The following is a 20,641-nucleotide window of genomic DNA, read 5'->3' as shown; positions in this document are numbered from 1 at the left end:
TTTTCATAGACGAAGTTAATATTTTATCTAATGCTATGTAAGCTTCACCATTGTTTAATTTTGAAATTCCATAATCTTCAAATAATACTTCTGGAGCTTCTGGACAGAACATCACTCTCATCTTATTATTCTCGTCTGGAATTAAAGTAGATGCAGCTCCGTTTCCAATTATCTTATAATTAGTTCCTGCAGCTCCTGCAGCATTATGATTGTATTTTATTCCTGCATAAGAATAGGATTGTGCAGTTACTCCACCTTGAAAGTATCCTCCATACAATACATTTTGCGCACCCAAAACACCATCAGGTGATACATTGTCTTTACCTGCTAGTTTTGCGAAAGCACTTGATCCAGCAGTTGCAACATTATTATCATTATCTAATAAAAAACCTCCTGCAGCGTGAGTGTTATGAGCTGAATTTGCAGGATCTCCATTACCTGTATTTGCATAAACTCCATAACCATCTACATGTGAACCTGAAATTCCGGCTCCAAGATTTGGTAAAATATTAGGAGGTGTTGCTCCTGCACTTGCAATAATACTCGTACCAGTTGCATTGCTGTTTGTTGCCCAAACTGCATTTCCTTTTCCTACATTACCATCACTATTTGTTGCGTTTATAGCATCATTACCAGCGCCTGTATGTACGACTTTTAGTTTTTCAGTAGCAGCTCCAGTACTGTTAATACCAACACTACCATCAGATCGAATTCTCATTCTTTCATCAAAAAATGGAGTAGTAGCTTTACCAGTTGAGAATATAATAGATTTTGTATTATTGGCATTCGCAATATACATATCTTGACCACTTCCTACATAACTTACATCATTTGCTCCTCCAATATTATAGGCTGTAGGAAAATTAAAAGCAGAGTTATTAATTCCTATCCAAGCAAAACCTGTAGTTGCCGTTCCGTTATTTGCTGTTGCTGAATAGCCACTTTGGGCTTGAGTTCCTGTACTTGTATTTTGAACGTTAAATTGTAAAAAATCATTAATACTTCCTGTTGCATTTACAATAGAATTAGTAGTAGTTACTGCTGCTGCAACATCTAATTTAGCAGCTGGAGTTGCAGTTCCAATTCCTACATTCCCATTATTAATTATTCTCATTCTCTCATCAAAAAATGGCGTAGTAGCTTTACCTGTAGAGAGTATGATTGATTTTGTATTATTTGCATTAGCTATATGTAAATCTTGACCACTTCCTACATAAGTTACATCATTTGCACCACCAATATTATAAGCGGTAGGAAAGTTAAAAGCGGAGTTGTTAATTCCCATCCAAGCAAATCCTGTAGTTGCCGTACCATTATCTGCAGTTGCAGAATAACCACTTTGGGCTTGCGTTCCTGTACTAGTGTTTTGAACGTTAAATTGTAAAAAATCATTAAAACTTCCTGTGGCGTTTACAAGAGAATTTGTTGTAGTTACTCCTGCTGCAACATCTAATTTTGCAACCGGACTTGTTGTACCAATTCCTAAATTCCCTGATGAAGTTAATCTTGTTTTTTCAGTATTATTTGTTCTAGTCACAAAATCTATGGCATCTGTAGTACCTATAAAATTTGTTGCTGCGGATGTTCCTGTATTTCCTGTTAATGACCAACCTGAAAGATTTCCTGTCGAAATAGGAACCCATAAGCTTCCATTCCAATAGTAATAACCAGGAGCTACCTGATTTGGCCCTAAGGCCGAAGTAAAAGTATTATAAACAAGTTCTGATATTGTTGGTGTTAAAACTGTAGCTACATTAGTAGCTGACAATGCTATTCTGGGTATTAGAAGTCCTTCATTTGTTGATGTTACATCTAAGGCACCTACGGGAGTTACTGTTCCAATTCCTACCTGAGCATTGCAATTAATATTTCCTAAAGCGGAAATAAACAGAGCTAAAAAAGCCGATTTTAAAGTGAAGTTCATCATATACATTAATTTTTGTGGTTTACTTTTTTTTTGCATTAAACTCAAATAAGAAAATTAAATTATCAATTATAAAATTGAATTTTTAAAAATAGATACGGGTTATTATTTTTAAGTATATTATTTTCTTGTTTTTGTATATATAATAATCTATGGGGCTTTAAAGACATTATGTTTTACCAAAATTAGCTTATTGATTTTTGGATATATTACGGTTTAACCGTAGTATTTGTTAAATTATTTAACCATATATAATACCAATTTCTCAAATCTCATTTATATAAATTGTAAAATTTCATGTTATATAATTTAAATACAAACCCTTGGTTAGTTTATATTTTTTAAAATTATAGTATAAAAAAAGCCAGCAAAACGCTGGCTTTTTTTATACTATATTAATTTACTAATTTGTTACATCAGTATCTTCTAGTTCTTTGTCTTTTATTGTACTGTTATGTAGTTTTACAGGATTTTTACTTTTCTTCATTCGTAAATTTAAGAATTCGACAAACAATGAGAAGAAAATAGAAAAGTACAAATAACCTTTAGGTATTGAGCCAACTTCTACATCATTACCAAAACGGAAATGTGCTAAGTGAGAACCTTCTGCTAATAACATCACACCAATTAATATCAAAAAGGATAAACCTAAAATTTGTATCGTTGGGTGGTTATTTACAAATTTGCTCACTGGACCTGCAAAAATCATCATAATCACAACCGAAATTATAATAGCTAATATCATAATTGCTAGTGCACCATCGTAACCAAAACCACCTTCAGCAGGAGATTTCATACTAATTAATCCAACAGCAGTAAGAATACTATCGAAAGAGAAAACTAAGTTTAATACCGCAATTTGAATAATAGCAGCAACTAATGTATTTCCTGCTTTTGCTGTTTCTCCTTCTTCTTCGCCTTCCATTTTGTGGTGAATTTCAGAAACCGATTTGTACAATAAAAATAAACCACCACCAAAAATAATTAAACTTTGACCCGTTACATGTGCTGAGAAAAATCCCCAGTCAATATTTATAATTGCTTTTTGCAAACCTAAAACCCAAGTTATTCCAAAAAGTAATACAATTCTAAAAGCCATCGCTAACAAAAGTCCTATTCTTCGTGCTTTTGGCTGGTCTTTTTCGGCTAGTTTTCCAGAAACAATCGACAAAAATACAATATTGTCTATTCCAAGAATAATTTCAAGAAAAGTAAGTGTTAATAAAGCAATCCAAGCATCAGGGTTTGTTAATAATTCCATCATTTTTAGGTAAGTATTTAGTGTTTAAAGTTATTATACGGAGTTAATCAATTTTTGTTACAGTTCCTTTTTCTTTTTTTGCTTCTCCCACATAACAATATTCAAAAGTATAGGTTTTTTTGTTCGTTGTCATAATTCTCATCGAAATAGACTTTTTCTCTTGCATATTCTTCGGATGCAATTTTTGCAAAATACATTCACAATCATTTACCCAACGAACTGTTGCGGTATCCGTTTTCCCTTCAAAAGTTTCTATTTGCAGGTTTTCAGTACGCTCGAAAGTGGATGTTTTTTTTACGTTATCAATTACCTGTGTAAACGTAAACTTTCCAGTTTTAAAAGCTGCACAGTTTCTTTCTTGATTGTAGCAAGAGGCAAACAATAGGAGCAAAGGAAGTATAAATAATTTTTTCATATTTTTTTAGGAGCTTTATCCTACTTTCGGCTTTATCTTTTTGTTTTTAAAGAAAAAACAAAAAGGATATCGCCTTTATCAGGGCTATTTTAGTTTATTCAATTCATCATCAGTAAAATTCCTGATGCTTTTTTCTTTCGAAAATTTATCGGCATTATAGTCATTCGATTTATTTTTAGGAATCGATAAACTATTCCATTCACTGTGTTTCAGCATTTTTGCATAAAAAACAATTTGACCAATATGATATGGATAGTGTGCCAGTTGTCTGTTTATGGCTTCAATAACCGTATGACCTTCATTTCTAATATATATAATAGTCGATAATTGATCTGACGTTAATTCATTAATTGCATTAAAAAAACAATCCCAACCTTTATTCCAGGCTTCAAATAATTCTTCTTTGGTTGTTATAGTTTCTGTAAATTCACCATCTCGATTTCTCCATTCTTTTTCACCATCGGTGGTGAAAAAATCTGTCCAACGAGAAAGCATATTTCCAGAAAGATGCTTTACAATAGTAGCAATAGAGTTTGTATCTTCATTTACCGAAATAAATAATTGATCTGGTTCTAATTGTTCCATTGCTTTTTCGCCCAGTGTTTTGTAGTACAAAAACTGCTTTTTTATACTTTCAAGATATTGACTATTTGTTTCCATCGAATAAACTTTGCATTACAGTTTTTAATCCTCTAAACGTTAAAAATACAGAAAAAAAACAAGCTATTATTCCAATTCCTAAAACTAGATAATGCCAATTATTTCCTTTATTTATAAATGCATTGTATATAATCGATGGACCTATAAAGTATAAAGGTAAAGCCCATGCTATATATTTTATTCCTTTAAATAATACTTCCTTATTTGTTGACATTTAGGTTTTTGATTTGTTTTAAACTAATAATTATCTACCGCTTTTCTTACGCTTCCGTATTTTTTTAATAACTCCGAAGCTTCTTCGTAACTTACTTTAATTTCGCTCATAATCATTTTAGCGCCACGATCTACGAGTTTGTCGTTGCTCAGTTGCATATCGACCATTTTGTTTCCTTTTACTTTCCCCAATTGAATCATCGTAGCTGTTGAAATCATATTCAAGACCAGTTTCTGAGCCGTCCCAGCTTTCATACGAGAACTTCCAGTTACAAATTCTGGTCCTACAACCACTTCGATAGGAAATTGAGCCATTTGTGATAACGGACTTCCTTCGTTACACGTAATACAACCTGTTATAATGTTATTTTCGTTACATTTTTCTAATCCAGAAATCACGTAAGGAGTGGTGCCAGAAGCAGCAATTCCAATCACGAAGTCATTTTTATTAATATCAAATTCACATAAATCGATCCAAGCTTGTGTCGTGTTGTCTTCAGCATTTTCTACTGCTCTGCGAATGGCTTTATCGCCACCAGCAATAATTCCGTTTACTAAATCGAAAGGAACACCAAAAGTTGGCGGACATTCCGAGGCATCTACAATACCTAATCGTCCTGAAGTTCCTGCACCAATATAAAATAATCGTCCACCAAGATTCATTTTGGTAACAATTTCAGAAACTAATTTTTCTATTTGTGGTAATGATTTTTCGACTGCTAAAGGAACAGTTTTATCTTCATTATTTATATTAACTAACAATTCATGAACCGACATTTTTTCTAAATGTTCGTATTTTGAGGATTGTTCGGTTGTTTTTGTGAAGTTCATAATTCATCTATTGAAACTTTGGCAAGTTAGTTTTGAAATTTATTTTAGAACATGAAATGCAAGTACATTTTGTACATCATAAACATTTACCGATTTGTTGAATTGTTTTTTGATGCTTGGCATAGTTTCGCTTGAAACCCATATTTTTAATTCGGCATCTAAATCAAAAGTACCAGCAGTTTCAACGCTAAATCTTGAAATACTTTTGTATGAAATCGATTTATATTCTGTTTTACTTCCTGTTAAACCTTGTTTGTCAACTAGAATCAATCGTTTATTAGTAAATATAAAAGTATCTCTTATAAGTTTAAATCCCAATTCTATCTCTTCTCCTTCAATAAGAAGTTTTCCGTATTCTTTTGTTAATGTAGCTTGATCAACAGCACCAGCGTTTCCTAATAAGGCAGAAAATAATCCCATAATATTTGTTTTATTTTAGTTTTCAAATGTAAAAATAAACTTTTAGTTCTAAACAAAATAAGCCAATCCAATTCCTAAAATAATCATTGAAATTTTAGCAATATTAAATTTGTGTCCTTCGCTACTTTCAAAAATAATAGTCGATGAAATATGAAATAAAATTCCAATGACAACAGCAGTTATTTGTGTGTAATATTCATTTAGAATTGGGAGACTTTCAGAAACTAAAGTTCCTAATGGTGTCATGATCGCAAAAGTAATCATAAACAAAAATAAAGTTGTTTTGTTTAGTTGGGCACCCAAAAAAAAAGTTGTTAAAATAATAGCAATAGGGAAGTGGTGAATCGCAATTCCTATTGCTAAATCATGGTGATGACCTACTGGAAATCCTTCTAACAAAGCATGCAAACACAAGCTAATAAAAAGTGTCCATGGCATTTGTGTTAGTTTATCATGACCATGTACGTGACCGTGTTCGGCTCCTTTCGAGAAAAATTCGAGTATAATTTGGAACAAAATTCCAACCATAATAAAAATTCCAATACTGTTATGAAAATGAGATTCACTTTGCGAAATATCATACGCAGTATAAATCTCAGGCAATAAATGCATAACAGTTAATGCCAACAAGAAAGAACCGCTAAAAGCCAATAGTAATTTTAGGTTGGTTTTGTTCTTTGGTTGAAAAAACAAAGTGATTCCAAAACCTAATAAAACCGATAATAGAGGTAAAAGATATTCCATTATTTAAAAATCATGATTAATCGTTCGCTTTCAGTTTTATGAAATTTCTTTAATTTATAATCACCAAAAATATCTAATAAATAAATACCTGCTTCTTCCATCATTTCTTCAAAATTTTGCAAGGTTAGCGCTTGTACTTTTTCGGTAAAATGAAATTTTTCTCCTTTATCTTCAAAATCAATTTCTTTATGAATATAGCCATCTTTTAGATAACGTTTGAGATGAAAATCGATACTATCAACCGTTTTTACTTCTTCAGGAACAAGGTTTTCTATTACGTGATTTACATTCATAAAATCGATAACGGCAAAACCATATTCTGACAAGCTTTCTTTTATAGAAATTAAAGTTTTTAAATTATCGGAATCATTTTCAAAATAACCAAAACTGGTAAATAAATTAAAAATAGCATCAAATTTCTCTTCAAACGGCTCACGCATATCGTGAACTTTAAAATTCAGGTGAACATTGTTATTTTTACTAGCTTCTGCAATACTATTTGGTGATAAATCTACGCCTAAAACATTAAATCCCAATTGATTTAAATAAATTGCATGACGACCTTTTCCACAAGCTAAATCTAGAACAGTTGCACCTTCTGGAAGATTTAAATAATGTGTCAGATTATCCATAAAAATATGAGCTTCACGATAGTTTCTATCTTTGTAAAGTATATGATAATAAGGAGAGTCAAACCAAGTAGCAAACCAATTTTCTGATTTCTGATTTAGGTTTTCTGATTTGATTTTTTGAGATTCTGACATGGATTATTCTTTGAATTCGATTATAACTGCAAATTTAGTGTATTTTTGCAGAAAAATAACTATTACATTGAGATTCCACAAGTTTTGATTTAGGGTTTCACTATTGTAATTGACATTGATATTAAAAAATGGAAAATTTTAAAATGATTGCCAAAACTTTTTTTGGCTTCGAAGAAATATTGGCAAAAGAGCTTACTCAATTAGGTGCTCAAGATGTAGAAATGGGAACCCGAATGGTTAGTTTTGCTGGAGATAAAGGATTTATGTATAAAGCCAATTTGTCCTTACGAACGGCGCTAAAAATATTGAAACCTATTTACTATTTTAGAGCAAAAAGTGATGAAAATTTATACAAAAACATACAAGGAATCGATTGGTCTAAATATTTGAACACGAATCAGACTTTTGTAATTGACACTACGGTTCATTCAGAATATTTCAAACATTCACAATTTGTATCTCAGAAATGTAAAGATGCCATTGTAGATCAGTTTAGAGCAAAAACTGGCGTTCGTCCCAGTGTAGATAAGGATTTTCCAGATTTGAGAATCAACATTCATATCGATAAAGACCAAGTTTCGGTTGCTTTAGATACTTCTGGAGCTTCGTTGCACCAACGTGGATACAAAACCGCAACCAATATTGCACCTATAAATGAGGTTTTAGCAGCCGGAATGTTGTTGCTTTCTGGTTGGGAAGGACAAGGACATTTTATAGATCCTATGTGTGGTTCCGGAACAATTCTTGCTGAAGCCGCTATGATTGCTTGTAATATTCCTGCAAACATAAATCGTAAGGAATTTGCTTTCGAAAAATGGAATGATTGGGATAATGAATTGTTTGATAATATCATGAATTCATTAATGAAAAAAATTAAAGAATTTCATTATACGATTGTGGGCCACGATAAAGCGCCAAGTGCTGTTCAAAAAGCGATTGCCAATATAAAAAATGCTAACTTAGATGAATATGTAACTATATCTGAGCAAAATTTCTTTAACACAGAAAAAAATACAGAAGGTAAATTGCACATGGTTTTTAATCCACCTTACGGTGAAAGATTAGACATCGAAATGGAACGTTTTTATAGAGAAATTGGCGATACTTTAAAACAAAGTTATCCAAATACCAATGCTTGGTTTATTACCGCAAACCTTGAAGCATTGAAGTTTGTAGGATTAAAACCTTCCCGAAAAATTAAACTTTTTAACGGAAGTTTAGAAGCTCGATTGATAAAATACGAAATGTATGAAGGAAGTAAGAGAACGAAGTTTCAAATTAATAATGATTTAAATCAACAAGAAAATGTCTAAAAAAACAAAAGCATTCTTTTATAATTTTATTGGCTTTGCCATTATTTTTTTTACAGTACGTTATTTAGTCGCAATTTGTACTAATTTGGAAGGTTATTGGATTCCAATTACTGCTTTTGTAGTGGGAACGCTTTTGGCTCCAAAATTTCAAACCATTCAAACTAACGATGGAGAAAAATTATTTATGAAATGGTTATTCATAAAAGGATTTAAGGAGATAAAATAAAAAATAATAAAAAAGCTTTAGATAATTCTAAAGCTTTTTTTATTATTAATACCAACGTTTTTTATTCTTTTTAGAAACATCCGATTTTCTAGATTTTTCTTTTCCACCACTTCGATTAGAGTTTTTTTCAGGTTGAGAAGCTTGAGAACCAGTTTTCCAAGGAAATGGATGCTCATTTATTGTAGTTACTTTGGCTTTTGTAAGTTTTATAATATCTTTCCAATATCCTTCTTCATCTTTTCCACAAAATGAAATTGCCATCCCTTCACGACCAGCACGACCAGTTCTTCCAATTCGGTGCACATAAGTTTCGGGAATATTAGGCAAATCGAAATTAATCACATAAGGTAAAAATTCGATATCAATACCACGAGCAGCAATATCAGTTGCTACAAGAATATCACATTCTTTATTTTTAAAATTGTCTAAAGCACGTTGCCTAGCATTTTGAGATTTATCTCCATGTATGGCTTCAGCATTCAATCCTTGTTTTTTTAAGGCTTTGGCAATATTATCTGCACCATGTTTTGTTCTCGAAAAAACTAAAATATTACTTAATTTTTCTTCTTTAATAATATGGTACAATAATTGTCTTTTGTCTGCTTTATCAACATAATATAAACGTTGATCTACAGTTTCTATGGTTGAAGATACAGGTGCTACTTGTACGGTTGCAGGATCTGTAAGGAACATTTCAGCAAGTTCGCGTATAGCAATTGGCATAGTTGCCGAAAAAAGTAAAGTTTGACGGTTATTAGGAGTTAATTTTACTATTTTTTTTACATCATTTATGAAACCCATGTCTAGCATTTGATCAGCTTCGTCGAGGACTAAATGATGTAAATGATCTAAATTAATAAATCCTTGTTTGTGTAAATCTAATAATCTACCTGGAGTTGCAATTAAAATATCGACGCCACTTTTTAGTTGATCTACTTGTGGATTTTGCGACACACCACCAAAAATAGTTAACTGTTTTAAGTTGGTATATTTTCCGTAAGTATCAAAACTTTCACCTATTTGTACAGCCAACTCACGAGTAGGGGTAACGACAAGGGTTCGAATTAATTTTTCTTTTTTTGATGAACCTACAATTCTATGTAAATTATGAATGATTGGAATAGCAAAAGCTGCTGTTTTGCCTGTTCCTGTTTGTGCGCAACCTATTAAGTCTTGACCTGATAATATGATTGGTATAGATTGCTCTTGAATTGGAGTTGCATTAGTGTAACCTTCTTCAAAAACTGCTCTTTGTATACTTTTTGATAATGATAAATCTTCGAATAACATATTTTAAATTTATGCAAAGATAGGTTATTTGTTTATTTAGTTAATCAATTAAACGAATAACCAAATAAACATTTATACTTGAGAATTCCCTTTTATAAAATCGGTAACTAAATAACCAATAAGCTTACCTATTAAGTGACTATTTTTTTCTTCACCAAGTGATGGAGCTCCTTCACAAATATGTATATAGCTGGCATTCTGATCTTGACTAAAATAATATATAAATTGTCTTAATTCTTCTACTGAAAAGCCACTTAAGGTCATAGCGCTAGAAGCGATATTTGGAATAGCATCTAGATCTATTTCGATTCCAAAAAAATCATTTTTAATAAAATCTAATGATTGAATCATTTCTTGTTCGAAATATTTCTGATGTCTAATTTTTATCTCATCATAAGTATTATATCTTACACGATCATCTAGTTTTTTTATAGAATCTAACACACTTTTTGAGGTATAACTTTCATGTAATCCAAAAATAAAATACTTTTTAAGAAAACCTTCATCAAAAGCATAAGAAAATCCGTTTCCACTGTGTCTTCCTTCTAGAATCCTAAAATCGGAATGAGCATCAAAATTAATAGCATTTATAGCTTTTCCTTTAGCAAGTGCTGTCCCTTTTATATTTCCATAAGCATTATTGTGTCCTCCACCTATAATTATTGGTTTTTTCCCCGCTTTTACAATAGAAAATATAATATGAGAAACTTCTTTGTCAATTTGTTCGACAATTTTAAATAATTTTTTTCGGTCTTCTGGTTTGTTTTCATCTAAATTTTTTGCTAATTCCATTTCCTGCAAAATATCTACTTGACCTAATATTATAACTGAATTTCCTTTACAAAATTTGTTATGTTGAATATTTGCGATACTTTGTATTGTGCTATTCCAAGCTGAATTTGCACCAGAACGACCTAAATTAGCTCTAATTCCAACATCTTCAGGAATTCCTAAAATTACATATTTTGCCTCGCTATTAGTAATAAATTCGATAATATTCTCGTCCTTAGGGACTATGATTATTTTTTCACCAAATTTTACTTCACCATTTCTGAAATTTGTAATTTTTGCTAAATCAGATTGTCTAAAACGTATTAAGTTTTCCATATTAAAAATTATGATGAATCAAAAATACTATTTTTTTTAAACTTGCGTTAAAAGTTAAAGAATAATAATATAAATTGCACTTTTAATTAATCTACCAAAAAAAATGGAAAAACTAGTACAAAAAAATAATAATAACTCGGGACTTAAGGCCGTAATTGTAATATTATCCTTGCTTTTATTAGGGAGTTTATGGTATGTTTACAAAGTAACTAATGATTCTAAGGCAACTGAAACCATCTTAATTAGTGAGAAAGATGCAGTGCTAAAAGATCTTTCTATTGCAAAAGACTCTCTTAATGCAGCAATATCATCAAATACAACGTTGTCTGATGAACTAATATCAGAAAGAGATAAAATACAACAATTAATAGCTGATGTCGAAAAATCTAAAGGAGATCTTGCATCAATGTCAAAATATAAAGTTGAAGCTAGTGCTTTAAAAAATAAAGTGTCTTTCTTAATGAAACAAGTAAGTGTTCTTAAAAAAGAAAATGAAAAGTTATTGGTGCAACGTGATAGTACAGCTACAGTTCTTGGTGAAACAAAGAAATATGCAGATACACTTGTTGAACAGAATTTTAAGTTAGCAAATACTATAGAAAAAGGCTCAAAACTTTCTGTGCTAAATTTGCAATCATCGGCTGTGAAACAAAAAAGTTCGGGAAAACAAATTTCGACAGACAAAGCTAGCAGAGCAGATGTACTAAAAATTAGTTTTATGATTGCAGAGAATCAAATTGCAAAATCTGGTGATAAAACATATTATGTACAAATAATAGATAGTAAAAGTAATGTTTTAGGAGATAAAAAAACGGAAACATTTGGAGACAAAACGTTAACTTATAGCTTTGTAACCTCTGTTAAGTATGAGAATAAAACAGTAAAAGTTGAAAAAGATTTACCTGTTAAAGATATTCAAAGTGGTTCTTATTTTGTTAATATTTTTGATAAAGCGGAGTTAGTTTCTAAAACTAGTTTTACTTTAAAATAAAAATATTAAATAAAAAAAATCCCATTTCAGATAATTATCTGAAATGGGATTTTTTTTATTTAATATTTTTCTACTTTTTATTTTTTAAAGCTTTATACTTATCAGTCATATCAAGTGCATTATAAACATTAAGTAATGTAGATTTTATTTCTGCATCTCCAGTAAATAATTCTTCTGCTTTTTCTAAGTAGGGAAGTGCAGATTTGTATAGACCTTGTTGTTTAGCTTTTAAAACCTCATACTTTTTATTATCCGCAGGAGAAGTACCAAGTTTATTCATTTGATCTACTAATTTTGTTTCTCCTTCCAACTTTAAAACTGTAAGATTTATATAAGCATTTTTATATTTTGGATCAATTGTAATTGTCTTAATATAATTTTTTTCTGCTTCAATTTTAGATGCTTCATCTTTAGATTGAGATAAAATAACACCTAAATTATAAAACAAATCAGCATCATTTGGATTTTTAATTGCAGCTTCAGAAATTAGTTTTTTGTACATTTCTAAATCATTTGTTTTATAATACAAATTTGCTTCAGCAATTATTAAAGACGTATCTTCAGGATTTGCAAGTCTTGCATCAGATATAGATTTTTTTGCTCCTGCAATATCATTTTTAGCAATATATGCCATTGCTAGATTTTTATAAATTTCTCCTCTTTTAGATGGTGTTTTTTCTATTCTAGGATTTGTATGAGTACCTATTTTTACTGCAATATCTCTTTCTGAAACATTATTAAAATAATCCTCCTGATCATTTGCTTTATTTTTTGCTAAATAATTTGTTGCTTCTCCTGTATAGTTTAAAGCATTTAACTCATTATAAAGTTTAATAGAATTATCATAATCTTGGGCTCTTAATGCGTAATCTGCCGCAATATATAATCTTTCTTGATCTTTTTTATCCAATTGATAAACTGAATAGGCAACTTGAGATACTTCTTTATATTTTTTTTGACCATCTAATGCAATAACAAATTGCCAAATCATGGGTTTAAAATTCTTTATAGTCTCATTTATATCATCAGTATAAATCTTTTTTCCTGTTTTTTTCTCAAATTCTAAAGTAGCATTTAATCCTGAAGATAAATCAGAAACTGTTTTTAGGTTTATAAAACTTGCAATTTGTATTGGTGTTACATTAGCTCCCAAAGCATTAATTTCTAAAAGAGGTAACATACATTTATAAAAGTCTGAATAAATTTTATCGCTTTCTTCAATAGCTACATCACCTAGTTTTGTTGCATATTTTTTGTATTCTGTTAAATCGTCACCAGAAATAACTTCTTTTGCATAAATTTTTTTTAATGCTTTCATTTCATCTTTCTGAGCAAATGTTGCTAAAGAGAAAAATAACAATCCTGTAATAATTTTAAATTTCGTATTCATTTTATATGCGTATTAATTTTTATTTATTTAACAAATTTAAAATAGGATTTTCAATATCTGTGCCAAATATTAAAAATCCCATTTCTATAATTATTTAAGCTTCGTCGTCAGAATCATCTTCTTCCTCTTCTTCTAAATCTTCATTTTCTGAGTCTTCTTCTTCATCATCTTCAGTAGTTCCTTCATCTTCAAGAACTTCTAATACTGGTTTTACTCTTTCAATTACTGATTCGATAATATTTCCGTCTTCATCAACAAGAACTTCTTCTACGTCATCTTTCATTACTTTTGTAACAGCTGCGATCGAATCTTTTCCTTTTAAGTTGATTAATTTTACACCTTGAGTTGCACGTCCCATAACTCTAAGATCTTCTACAGCCATTCTAATTGTTAATCCAGATTTATTGATAATCATCAAGTCATCAGCATCTGTAACTGCATTTATAGATATTAGTTGTCCCGTTTTCTCTGTAATATTTAAAGTTTTAACACCTTTTCCTCCACGGTTTGTAATTCTATATTCATCTAAACTAGAACGTTTTCCGTAACCATTTTCTGCAACTACTAGAATTTCACTATTCATATCGTTTACAGAAACCATTCCGATAACTTCATCTGAGTCATCTTTAAGTCTAATTCCTCTCACTCCAGAAGCGGTTCTTCCCATTGGGCGAGTTTTACTTTCCTCAAAGCGAACTAATTTTCCTGATTTTACAGCTAGAATAATTTGACTATTTCCATCTGTTAACTCTGCAGCTAGTAATTCATCATCTTCTTTAATCGTAATTGCAGCAACACCATTTACACGAGGTTTAGAATACTTATCTAAAGATGTTTTCTTAACCATACCTTTTTTAGTTACCATGATTAAGTTATGGCTATTTGTATAGTCTTTATCTTTAAGATCTTGTGTGCAAATAAAAGCTTTTACTTTATCGTCACTTTCTATATTTATTAAGTTTTGTAGAGCTCTTCCTTTTGCAGTTTTGCTTCCTTCTGGAATTTCATAAACACGCATCCAATAGCATTTCCCTTTTTGGGTAAAGAACATCATATATTGATGATTTGTTGCTACATACATGTGTTCTAAGAAATCAGCATCACGAGTTCCAGCAGATTTTTGTCCAACACCACCTCTGTTTTGTGTTTTGTATTCAGTAAGATTTGTACGTTTTATGTATCCTGCATGAGAAATCGTAATTACTACATTTTCGTCAGCAATTAAATCTTCGATACTTACATCTCCACCAGAATATTCAATTTGAGAACGGCGCTCATCACCATATTTGCTACGCATATCCTCTAATTCCTCTTTAATTAAAGCTGTTCTTAGATTTACATCAGCAAGTAAAGCTCTCAAATGATCAATTAATTTCATTAATTCTTCATATTCTGCTCTTAATTTGTCTTGTTCTAAACCTGTAAGCTGACGCAAACGCATTTCTACGATAGCACGTGCTTGAATATCAGAAAGTTTGAATCTTTCAATTAATTTTTCTTTAGCTTCATCGGTATTTTTTGAAGAACGAATTAAAGCAATTACTTCATCAATATTGTCTGATGCAATGATTAAACCTTCTAAAATATGTGCTCTTTCTTCAGCTTTTCTTAAATCAAATTGTGTTCTACGAACAACCACGTCATGACGGTGTTCTACAAAATAATGAATCAAATCTTTTAGATTCAACATTTGAGGACGACCTTTTACCAGCGCAATATTATTTACACTAAATGAAGATTGTAGTTGTGTGAATTTATATAATGTATTTAATACTACGTTTGGTGTTGCATCACGTTTCAAGATATATACGATACGCATACCGTTTCTATCAGATTCATCACGAATATTTGATATACCTTCAATTTTCTTTTCGTTTACCAAATCAGCTGTACGTTTAATCATGTCAGCTTTGTTAACTTGGTAAGGAATTTCTGTTACGATAATACATTCGCGACCATCAACTTCTTCAAAACCAACTTTTGCACGCATTACAATACGTCCACGACCAGTTTTAAAAGCTTCACGAACACCTTCATATCCGTATATTATACCACCAGTAGGGAAATCTGGTGCTTTGATATGGTGCATTAACTCATCAATTTCGATGTCGTTATTCTCAAGATAAGCTAAAGTTCCATTAATAACTTCGGTTAGATTGTGTGGTGGCATATTAGTTGCCATACCCACAGCAATTCCTGTTGCTCCATTTATTAATAGGGTAGGAACTTTAGTAGGCATTACTTTTGGCTCGTATAAAGTATCATCAAAATTTAACTGAAAATCAACAGTTTCTTTTTCGATATCTGCCATAATTTCTTCCGAAATTTTACGCATTCTAGCTTCTGTATAACGCATTGCTGCTGGACTATCTCCATCGACAGAACCAAAGTTACCTTGACCATCTACTAATAAATAACGTAAACTCCATTCTTGTGCCATACGTACCATTGCATCATATACTGATGTATCTCCGTGTGGGTGATATTTACCCAATACTTCTCCGACAATTCTGGCAGATTTCTTGTGGGATTTGTTTGAAAAAACTCCTAAATCATACATACCATATAAAACCCTTCTGTGAACTGGTTTTAAACCATCTCTTACATCTGGTAAGGCACGCGATACAATAACTGACATCGAATAATCGATGTAAGCTGTTTTCATTTCGTCTTCAATGTTAATTGGTATTAACTTTTCTCCTGTCGACATACTATATTTATGTTTAATTATATAATTTTAAAAATCCTGCTAATATAAGCTTTCTCGATTATTTTTTACATATGAATAAGTAGAATTTTCTTCTTTTTATTAACAATATTAAAGATCGTTTTCGTTAATAAATAATATATCTTTTAACTTTTGTTTCTGAATATTTTTTTGTCAATTAGCTGTCAGTACATTTACTGCGGAATGATTTTTGCATTTCTATTGATAAATCACTAAATTTACATTAACAACATATAATTATGGATGATAATTTTTCACCAAGAGTCAAAGATGTAATTACTTATAGTAAGGAAGAAGCCTTGCGTTTAGGTCACGATTTTATTGGTACTGAACATTTAATGTTAGGTATTTTACGTGACGGAAATGGTACAGCAATCTCTATATTAAATAATCTTTCTATCGATTTAGATCATTTACGTAGAAAAGTCGAAATACTAAGCCCTGCTAATCCAAATGTAATCGTGAGTAACGATAAGAAAAATTTACACCTTACAAGACAAGCTGAAAGAGCTTTAAAGACTACTTTTTTGGAAGCTAAAGTTTTTCAAGCTACTTCGATAAGTACTGCACATTTACTGTTATGTATTTTGCGTAACGAGAATGACCCAACGACTAAATTGCTTAATAAATTACAAATTGACTATGATATAGCCAAAGAACAATATTTGAATATGACACCAACAAATAACGAAGAAGATTTTCAAGATAATTTCCCTAAAAATGAATCTTCTTATGGAGATGATTCAGGACAAGATGACAGTCTAAAAGGGGATAATTTTAGTAATCCTGCCAATAAATCTAATAAAAAATCGAAAACACCAGTTTTAGATAATTTTGGAAGAGATTTAACCGAGATGGCAGAAGAAGGAAAACTCGATCCTGTAGTGGGTCGTGAAAAAGAAATAGAACGCGTTTCTCAAATTTTGAGCCGCAGAAAAAAGAATAATCCATTACTTATAGGTGAACCTGGTGTTGGAAAATCAGCCATTGCAGAAGGTTTGGCTTTGCGTATTATACAAAAGAAAGTTTCTAGAATATTATTTGGAAAACGTGTTGTAACACTCGATTTAGCTAGTCTTGTTGCTGGTACAAAATATAGAGGGCAGTTTGAAGAACGTATGAAAGCCGTGATGAATGAGCTAGAAAAAAATGATGATATTATTCTTTTTATAGATGAGATTCATACTATAGTTGGCGCTGGTGGAGCAACAGGTTCGTTAGATGCATCTAACATGTTTAAACCTGCTTTAGCTCGTGGGGAAATTCAATGTATTGGAGCTACAACATTAGATGAGTATCGTCAATATATAGAAAAAGATGGTGCTTTAGAAAGACGTTTTCAAAAAGTAATTGTAGAACCTACTTCGGTTGAAGAAACGATTACCATTTTGCATAATATAAAAGACAAATATGAAAATCATCATAATGTAACTTATACTGACGAAGCAATTGAAGCTTGTGTGAAACTGACTGATCGCTATATGTCTGAAAGATTTTTACCAGACAAAGCGATTGATGCTCTTGACGAAGCTGGATCACGTGTGCATATAACAAATATTGATGTTCCTAAACAAATCCTTGAATTAGAACGACAGCTAGAAGAAGTACGTGAGCTTAAAAATTCAGTTGTAAAAAGACAAAAATATGAGGAAGCAGCGAAGCTTCGTGATGATGAGAAAAAGTTAGAAAAAGACCTAGCGATTGCTCAAGAAGAATGGGATGATGATGCTAAAAACAATAAAATTGTTGTAACTGAAGATAATGTTGCCGATGTTGTTTCGATGATGACAGGAATTCCTGTAAATCGTGTTGCTCAAACTGAAAGTAATAAATTAGCTCACTTGCCTGAACTAATTAAAAATAAAGTGATTGGGCAAAATGAAGCTGTACTGAAAATTGCGCGTTCTATTCAGCGAAATCGTGCTGGATTGAAAGATCCAAACCGACCTATTGGTTCATTTATTTTTCTTGGGCAAACTGGAGTAGGAAAAACACAGCTAGCAAAGGTTTTAGCAAAAGAATTATTTGATTCTGAAGATGCATTGATTCGTATTGACATGAGTGAATATATGGAGAAATTTGCAATATCCCGTTTAGTTGGAGCGCCTCCAGGATATGTTGGTTATGAAGAAGGAGGACAATTGACAGAAAAAGTACGTCGTAAACCTTATTGTGTTGTGTTATTAGATGAAATCGAAAAAGCACATCCAGACGTTTTTAATATGATGTTGCAAGTACTTGATGATGGTTTTATGACTGATAGTTTGGGTCGTAAAATAGATTTTAAAAATACAATTATTATAATGACGTCTAACGTTGGAGCTAGACAGCTAAAAGATTTTGGTCAAGGTGTAGGTTTTGGTACTGCTGCTAAAGTTTCTCAAGCTGATGATAATTCGAAAAGTATTATCGAAAATGCATTAAAGAAAACATTTGCACCAGAATTTTTAAACCGAATTGACGATGTTATCGTATTTAACGCTTTAGAAAAAGAAGATATTAATTCGATTATTGATATTGAGTTAAATAAATTATATACTAGAGTTAAAGAATTAGGTTACTCACTTTCATTATCTGACAAAGCGAAAGCTTATGTTGCCGAAAAAGGATTTGACAGACAGTTTGGTGCTCGTCCTCTAAAAAGAGCCATTCAAAAATACGTAGAAGATGTTCTTGCTGAGGAAATTATAACCTCAAAAATTGCTTCTGGAGATGAGATTTTCATGGATTTTGAAGAAGGGGATACTGAGTTATCTATTAAAATTTTGAAAGCAGAAACGCCTACAAAACAGTAAAATAAATCGTAATATTTTTAGACCATCTTTTCTTATGATTAGATGGTTTTTTATTTTAAAAATAATACTCTTTTATTAATTCAAATATTTACTTTTGATTTATTAAAATAACCCATAATATGTTAGCACAAAAACTAATTCTAGGTAGTGAAGAATGGTGTTCATTTCCAGATTTGAATATTCCAATTATAAAAGCTCGTGTAGATTCTGGCGCAAAAACATCGGCATTACATGCAGTAAATATTGCCCCTTTTGTTCGTGATAACGAAAATTGGGTAAAATTTGATATTAATCCAATTCAAAATAATACCAAAGCTGTTAAACATTGCGAAGCAAAGCTAATAGACAAGCGCGTTGTTAAAAGTTCTAGTGGTTATCGTGAACAACGTTTTGTGATACAAACTGAACTAAAAATTGGAGAAGCTACTTGGAAAATAGAAATGACATTAACTAATCGAGATTCGATGGGTTTTCGTATGCTATTGGGTCGTGAAGCCATGAGCGGAAGAGTTTTAGTAGATCCAGAGCAAAAATACTTACTGGGACAACCAACTTTAGAATCTATAAAAACATTTTATCAGAATTCTGAAGAAGTAAAAAAAGGCCTAAAAATTGGTCTACTTGCCAGTAATCCAGAACTATATAGTAACAAACGAATTATGGAAGCCGGAGCCATGAGAGGACATGAAATGCATTTTTTAAATATTAAAGAATGTTACATGAAACTCGACGCTACCAATCCTGAAATTCATTACCGTGGCGGAAAAGTATTGGATAATTTTGATGCTGTAATTCCTAGAATTCGTCCAAGTATTACTTTTTATGGTTGTGCACTGACAAGACAATTTGAGGCTTTAAAAGTTTTTTGTTTAAACTCATCTGCAGCAATAACACAATCTCGTGACAAATTATATTCTTTGCAATTACTTCTTAATCATGGTATTGATATTCCAACTACAGGCTTTGCAAATTCTCCTTTAGACACCGATGATTTAATAAAAATGGTTGGTGGTTCACCGCTCATTGTAAAACTATTAGAAGGAACACAAGGAAAAGGTGTTGTTTTAGCAGAAACAAAAAAAGCTGCCGAATCGGTTATAAATGCTTTTAAAAGTCTGAATGTTAATATATTAGTTCAAGAATTTATAAAAGAAGCTAATGGTAAAGATTTGCGATTATTTGTCGTAGATGGTAAAGTAGTAGCTACAATACAAAGAGAAGCTTTAGCAGGAGAGTTTCGTGCCAACATACATTTAGGAGGAACAGCATCGGTTATAAAACCAACACCTGAAGAAAAGAAAATCGCTATTAAGGCAGCAAAAGCAATGGATCTTAAAGTGGCTGGTGTTGATATTATTCGCTCATCAAAAGGACCACTATTATTAGAAGTAAATTCCTCGCCTGGATTAGAAGGTATAGAAGGTGCAACGCATAAGGATATTGCAGGTGAAATGATTTTAGCTATAGAAAAAAACTTTAAAATAAAATCTAATTTTTAAAATCAAATACCTTTAAATGTATCAATATATCGACATTGTTTTAAGAAGTATTACCATCTATTTCTTTATG

17 protein-coding genes and 1 pseudogene are annotated in these 20,641 nt (G+C 31.3%); 5 read left to right on the top strand and 13 right to left on the bottom strand.

Annotated elements, in window-relative coordinates:
* From ACKVOV_RS06540 to ACKVOV_RS06500, 9 genes and pseudogenes are all read right to left on the bottom strand, one after another.
* A pseudogene (locus ACKVOV_RS06540) lies at window positions 1–1,927 on the bottom strand (beta strand repeat-containing protein); the annotation flags it as partial.
* 400 nt (window positions 1,928–2,327) lie between these two features.
* Window positions 2,328–3,185, bottom strand: coding sequence for a TerC family protein (locus tag ACKVOV_RS06535; RefSeq protein ID WP_409205959.1), 858 nt, complete (start codon window positions 3,183–3,185; stop codon window positions 2,328–2,330).
* Window positions 3,186–3,228: 43 nt separating this feature from the next.
* Window positions 3,229–3,600, bottom strand: a complete 372-nt coding sequence (locus tag ACKVOV_RS06530) for a DNA topoisomerase IV (protein WP_409205957.1) — start codon at window positions 3,598–3,600, stop codon at window positions 3,229–3,231.
* Between the two features lie 84 nt (window positions 3,601–3,684).
* Entirely contained in the window at window positions 3,685–4,260 is a 576-nt protein-coding gene (locus ACKVOV_RS06525; RefSeq protein ID WP_409205956.1) for a DUF1572 family protein, read from the bottom strand.
* Window positions 4,247–4,474 (bottom strand): DUF6095 family protein, encoded by a 228-nt coding sequence (locus tag ACKVOV_RS06520; protein ID WP_409205955.1) that lies wholly within the window; start codon window positions 4,472–4,474, stop codon window positions 4,247–4,249. Before ACKVOV_RS06520 ends, ACKVOV_RS06525 begins: the two co-directional genes overlap by 14 nt.
* A gap of 23 nt (window positions 4,475–4,497) precedes the next feature.
* Window positions 4,498–5,304, bottom strand: a complete 807-nt coding sequence (murQ, locus tag ACKVOV_RS06515) for an N-acetylmuramic acid 6-phosphate etherase (RefSeq protein WP_409205954.1) — start codon at window positions 5,302–5,304, stop codon at window positions 4,498–4,500.
* 39 nt (window positions 5,305–5,343) lie between these two features.
* Window positions 5,344–5,724, bottom strand: a complete 381-nt coding sequence (locus ACKVOV_RS06510; protein ID WP_409205953.1) for a PH domain-containing protein — start codon at window positions 5,722–5,724, stop codon at window positions 5,344–5,346.
* A gap of 48 nt (window positions 5,725–5,772) precedes the next feature.
* On the bottom strand, window positions 5,773–6,468 hold the full coding sequence (locus ACKVOV_RS06505) for a ZIP family metal transporter (RefSeq protein WP_409205952.1): 696 nt from the start codon (window positions 6,466–6,468) through the stop codon (window positions 5,773–5,775).
* On the bottom strand, window positions 6,468–7,232 hold the full coding sequence (locus ACKVOV_RS06500) for a class I SAM-dependent DNA methyltransferase (protein WP_409205951.1): 765 nt from the start codon (window positions 7,230–7,232) through the stop codon (window positions 6,468–6,470). Before ACKVOV_RS06500 ends, ACKVOV_RS06505 begins: the two co-directional genes overlap by 1 nt.
* A gap of 128 nt (window positions 7,233–7,360) precedes the next feature.
* Between ACKVOV_RS06500 and ACKVOV_RS06495 the strand changes: the two genes are divergently transcribed.
* Together ACKVOV_RS06495 and ACKVOV_RS06490 are read left to right on the top strand one after the other, a co-directional pair.
* A complete protein-coding gene (locus ACKVOV_RS06495) occupies window positions 7,361–8,545 on the top strand; it encodes a class I SAM-dependent RNA methyltransferase (protein WP_409205950.1) in 1,185 nt (394 codons plus the stop codon).
* On the top strand, window positions 8,538–8,771 hold the full coding sequence (locus ACKVOV_RS06490) for a hypothetical protein (RefSeq protein ID WP_409205949.1): 234 nt from the start codon (window positions 8,538–8,540) through the stop codon (window positions 8,769–8,771). The genes ACKVOV_RS06495 and ACKVOV_RS06490 overlap by 8 nt, the downstream gene beginning before the upstream one ends.
* 45 nt (window positions 8,772–8,816) lie before the next feature.
* Here the strand turns inward: ACKVOV_RS06490 and ACKVOV_RS06485 are convergent, their stop codons facing one another.
* Together ACKVOV_RS06485 and ACKVOV_RS06480 are read right to left on the bottom strand one after the other, a co-directional pair.
* Window positions 8,817–10,061, bottom strand: coding sequence for a DEAD/DEAH box helicase (locus ACKVOV_RS06485; RefSeq protein ID WP_409205948.1), 1,245 nt, complete (start codon window positions 10,059–10,061; stop codon window positions 8,817–8,819).
* Window positions 10,062–10,133: 72 nt separating this feature from the next.
* Window positions 10,134–11,168 carry a formimidoylglutamase gene (locus tag ACKVOV_RS06480; RefSeq protein ID WP_409205947.1) on the bottom strand — a complete coding sequence of 345 codons (1,035 nt, stop codon included), beginning with the start codon at window positions 11,166–11,168 and terminating at the stop codon, window positions 10,134–10,136.
* 103 nt (window positions 11,169–11,271) lie between these two features.
* Between ACKVOV_RS06480 and ACKVOV_RS06475 the strand changes: the two genes are divergently transcribed.
* On the top strand, window positions 11,272–12,159 hold the full coding sequence (locus ACKVOV_RS06475) for a hypothetical protein (protein WP_409205946.1): 888 nt from the start codon (window positions 11,272–11,274) through the stop codon (window positions 12,157–12,159).
* A gap of 70 nt (window positions 12,160–12,229) precedes the next feature.
* On the opposite strand, the gene ACKVOV_RS06470 is transcribed toward ACKVOV_RS06475, so the two are convergent.
* The gene (locus ACKVOV_RS06470) at window positions 12,230–13,549 is read right to left on the bottom strand and encodes a hypothetical protein (RefSeq protein ID WP_409205945.1); all 1,320 of its coding nucleotides are present in this window, start codon (window positions 13,547–13,549) and stop codon (window positions 12,230–12,232) included.
* Between the two features lie 94 nt (window positions 13,550–13,643).
* On the bottom strand, window positions 13,644–16,259 hold the full coding sequence (gyrA, locus tag ACKVOV_RS06465; RefSeq protein WP_409205944.1) for a DNA gyrase subunit A: 2,616 nt from the start codon (window positions 16,257–16,259) through the stop codon (window positions 13,644–13,646).
* Between the two features lie 257 nt (window positions 16,260–16,516).
* Here gyrA and ACKVOV_RS06460 point away from each other — a divergent pair, with 257 nt between their 5' ends.
* Window positions 16,517–19,072 carry an ATP-dependent Clp protease ATP-binding subunit gene (locus ACKVOV_RS06460; RefSeq protein ID WP_409205943.1) on the top strand — a complete coding sequence of 852 codons (2,556 nt, stop codon included), beginning with the start codon at window positions 16,517–16,519 and terminating at the stop codon, window positions 19,070–19,072.
* Between the two features lie 119 nt (window positions 19,073–19,191).
* On the top strand, window positions 19,192–20,571 hold the full coding sequence (gene rimK / locus ACKVOV_RS06455; RefSeq protein ID WP_409205942.1) for a 30S ribosomal protein S6--L-glutamate ligase: 1,380 nt from the start codon (window positions 19,192–19,194) through the stop codon (window positions 20,569–20,571).
* Window positions 20,572–20,641 lie beyond the last annotated feature (70 nt).

The organism is Flavobacterium sp., from assembly GCF_046153165.1.
GTDB lineage: Bacteria > Bacteroidota > Bacteroidia > Flavobacteriales > Flavobacteriaceae > Flavobacterium.
This window is presented reverse-complemented; position numbering and strand designations above follow the sequence as displayed.

Excerpts from the sequence above, each read along its gene's own strand:
- ACKVOV_RS06535 (WP_409205959.1), bottom strand. The coding sequence starts at position 3,185 with ATGGAATTATTAACAAACCCTGATGCTTGGATTGCTTTATTAACACTT.
- ACKVOV_RS06530 (WP_409205957.1), bottom strand. The coding sequence starts at position 3,600 with ATGAAAAAATTATTTATACTTCCTTTGCTCCTATTGTTTGCCTCTTGC.
- ACKVOV_RS06525 (WP_409205956.1), bottom strand. The coding sequence starts at position 4,260 with ATGGAAACAAATAGTCAATATCTTGAAAGTATAAAAAAGCAGTTTTTG.
- ACKVOV_RS06520 (WP_409205955.1), bottom strand. The coding sequence starts at position 4,474 with ATGTCAACAAATAAGGAAGTATTATTTAAAGGAATAAAATATATAGCA.
- murQ (WP_409205954.1), bottom strand. The coding sequence starts at position 5,304 with ATGAACTTCACAAAAACAACCGAACAATCCTCAAAATACGAACATTTA.
- ACKVOV_RS06510 (WP_409205953.1), bottom strand. The coding sequence starts at position 5,724 with ATGGGATTATTTTCTGCCTTATTAGGAAACGCTGGTGCTGTTGATCAA.
- ACKVOV_RS06505 (WP_409205952.1), bottom strand. The coding sequence starts at position 6,468 with ATGGAATATCTTTTACCTCTATTATCGGTTTTATTAGGTTTTGGAATC.
- ACKVOV_RS06500 (WP_409205951.1), bottom strand. The coding sequence starts at position 7,232 with ATGTCAGAATCTCAAAAAATCAAATCAGAAAACCTAAATCAGAAATCA.
- ACKVOV_RS06495 (WP_409205950.1), top strand. The coding sequence starts at position 7,361 with ATGGAAAATTTTAAAATGATTGCCAAAACTTTTTTTGGCTTCGAAGAA.
- ACKVOV_RS06490 (WP_409205949.1), top strand. The coding sequence starts at position 8,538 with ATGTCTAAAAAAACAAAAGCATTCTTTTATAATTTTATTGGCTTTGCC.
- ACKVOV_RS06485 (WP_409205948.1), bottom strand. The coding sequence starts at position 10,061 with ATGTTATTCGAAGATTTATCATTATCAAAAAGTATACAAAGAGCAGTT.
- ACKVOV_RS06480 (WP_409205947.1), bottom strand. The coding sequence starts at position 11,168 with ATGGAAAACTTAATACGTTTTAGACAATCTGATTTAGCAAAAATTACA.
- ACKVOV_RS06475 (WP_409205946.1), top strand. The coding sequence starts at position 11,272 with ATGGAAAAACTAGTACAAAAAAATAATAATAACTCGGGACTTAAGGCC.
- ACKVOV_RS06470 (WP_409205945.1), bottom strand. The coding sequence starts at position 13,549 with ATGAATACGAAATTTAAAATTATTACAGGATTGTTATTTTTCTCTTTA.
- gyrA (WP_409205944.1), bottom strand. The coding sequence starts at position 16,259 with ATGTCGACAGGAGAAAAGTTAATACCAATTAACATTGAAGACGAAATG.
- ACKVOV_RS06460 (WP_409205943.1), top strand. The coding sequence starts at position 16,517 with ATGGATGATAATTTTTCACCAAGAGTCAAAGATGTAATTACTTATAGT.
- rimK (WP_409205942.1), top strand. The coding sequence starts at position 19,192 with ATGTTAGCACAAAAACTAATTCTAGGTAGTGAAGAATGGTGTTCATTT.